This window comes from Kitasatospora sp. NPDC002965 (assembly GCF_040611255.1).
Lineage (GTDB): Bacteria > Actinomycetota > Actinomycetes > Streptomycetales > Streptomycetaceae > Kitasatospora.
In genome coordinates this window covers 39172-41130 of the sequence record NZ_JBEXNT010000084.1, presented here as the reverse complement: position 1 = coordinate 41130, position 1959 = coordinate 39172, and the positions used below count along the sequence as shown (strand labels likewise).

At 76.2% G+C, this 1959-nt stretch carries 3 protein-coding genes and 1 pseudogene; all 4 read left to right on the top strand.

All coding sequences use genetic code 11. The features are described from left to right. Positions 1–94 (top strand): annotated as a pseudogene (locus ABZY91_RS27615) (cholesterol esterase); the annotation flags it as partial. A gap of 119 nt (positions 95–213) precedes the next feature. Continuing rightward, the gene (locus ABZY91_RS27610; RefSeq protein ID WP_329883808.1) at positions 214–759 is read left to right on the top strand and encodes a hypothetical protein; all 546 of its coding nucleotides are present in this window, start codon (positions 214–216) and stop codon (positions 757–759) included. 97 nt (positions 760–856) lie between these two features. Beyond that, positions 857–1600 carry a hypothetical protein gene (locus tag ABZY91_RS27605; RefSeq protein ID WP_355405678.1) on the top strand — a complete coding sequence of 248 codons (744 nt, stop codon included), beginning with the start codon at positions 857–859 and terminating at the stop codon, positions 1598–1600. Positions 1601–1635: 35 nt separating this feature from the next. Further along, on the top strand, positions 1636–1869 hold the full coding sequence (locus ABZY91_RS27600; RefSeq protein ID WP_329883806.1) for a DUF6458 family protein: 234 nt from the start codon (positions 1636–1638) through the stop codon (positions 1867–1869). Positions 1870–1959: the final 90 nt, after the last annotated feature.

Below are 1959 nucleotides of genomic sequence, written 5' to 3'. Positions count from 1 at the left end.
CGTCGCCGCCGGCGCCCTGCTGATGACCCTGACCGCGCAGGGCGTGCTCGCCGCCCAGTTCGCCATCTCCGGCATGCCGTTCACCGTCACGGCCGCGACCACGGTCCTTGTGCCACCGGGAGTTTGAGCCCGGCGGTTCGGGCAAGACGGGCCCTCGGCAGGCCACCCGGCGCGGAGCCGGGCAGGGCAGCACCGAGGGAAGGGACCCGGAGAATGGAAGCCGGCTACATCGCCATCGCCGCACTGCTCGTGCTGGCCGCACTGCTCGCGGTCGTGCTGCCACGACTGCGCTCCCGCAGGCTGCATGCCCGCTTCGGACCCGAGTACGACAACGCCGTGCTGGGCCACGACGGGCAGGTCCGGCTCGCCGAGCAGGAGCTCTCCGATCGGATCTCCCGCCACCGGAGCCTGCGGATCACCCCGCTCGACGCCGCCGACCGCGATCGGGCGGCGGCCGAACTCCAGGGCCTCCAGGCGCTGTTCGTCGAGGACCCGCTGCGCGCGGTCGCCGAGGCCGACAGCCTGCTGGACACCGTGCTCGGCCGCATGGGGTACCCGGAGAAGGGCCGGCTGGAAGCCGTCTCCGTCGACCACCCCGCCGCGCTCGCCCGCTACCGCACCGCCCGCCGGACGCTGGTCCGCGCCCAGGGCGGCGAGGCCGGCGACAGCGAGGCACTGCGAATGGCCCTGATCGCGGTCCGCGACCTCGCCCAGGAGCTGCTGCACCGGACCCGCCAGGGCGCACTCGCGACGCGCTGACGCCCCGCGCCCGACGCACTCCGCGCCCCGCGCGCTCCGTTCCCGACGCACCCGAAGCACTCGAAGCACTCGAAGCACTCGAACGAGGAGGACCGTCATGACGGACACCCGGCACACCCATCGCGCTCCCGCCCTGCCCGCGGAGCCGCCCACCGCCGTACCGGACGTGCCCCCGACTCACGCCGCACCGCACGCCGCACCCGGCACGGCCCCCGACGGCCGGGCCCGGCTCGCCGTCGCGCAGACCCCGGTGCACCTGCCGCACGACGCACCCGACCACACGCCGGGCCGCGCACCGGAGCAGGTCCCCGGGGGGACCCCGGCCGGGCCGGACCGCCCGGCCGCAGGCGCCGCACCCGCCGAGCCCGACCGGCCCGCGCACGACCGGCCCGCGCACGGTGCGGCACCCTCCCACGACGTGGCCGCCCGCAGTACCGACGCCGCCGCGGCTCCGGCCGGGGCCATGACGAAGGCCGACCCCGGTCCGCAGACCGGCGCCCACACCGCCACGCACGCCGGAGCCCACGGCGCCGCCCGGCCGACCCCCGGCGGCTGGCTGGACCGGCAGCGGGTCGAGGTGATCGCCGCCGAGTGGGGCGCCGTGCAGGCCGGGTTCGTCGACGACCCCGCCGGCGCCGTCACCCGCGCCGACGACCTGATCGGCCGGACCGCCGACCAGGTGGCCGAGGCGGTCGCGCAGCGCCGCGCGGCGCTGCGCCCGATGGTCGACGCGGCCGCCAAGGGGTCCGGCGGGTCCGGCACCGGGGCCGGGTCGACCGAGGAACTCAGGCTCGCCATGCGGGACTTCCGCAGCGTCCTGGACCGCCTGATCGCCTCCTGACCGGACACCGGTCAGCTCGGAGAAAGGACAGACCTGTGGGAATCGGCGGATGCATCATCCTGTTCGCGGCCGGCGCCATCCTCACGTTCGCCGTCGACTGGGAGCTCTCCGGTGTGAACGTGGACGTGGTCGGCATCATCCTGATGGTCGCCGGACTGCTCGGAATCGCGGTCTACGCCCGGGCGCTGCGCCGCCGGCGGGCGCTCGGCGGCTCGCGCGTGGTCCAGGAGCCCATGGTCGAGGAGCGACGCTACTTCGACGGTCCCTGAACCCGCGGTTCCGGGACACCTGGGCAAGCCGACGGTTGACGGCGCACCCCTACGGCGGCCCGGTCCGCAGTGGACCGGGCCGCCGCCACG

Bases quoted from the DNA above. Each gene is read 5' to 3' on its own strand.
- ABZY91_RS27610 (WP_329883808.1), top strand. From the start codon at position 214: ATGGAAGCCGGCTACATCGCCATCGCCGCACTGCTCGTGCTGGCCGCA.
- ABZY91_RS27605 (WP_355405678.1), top strand. From the start codon at position 857: ATGACGGACACCCGGCACACCCATCGCGCTCCCGCCCTGCCCGCGGAG.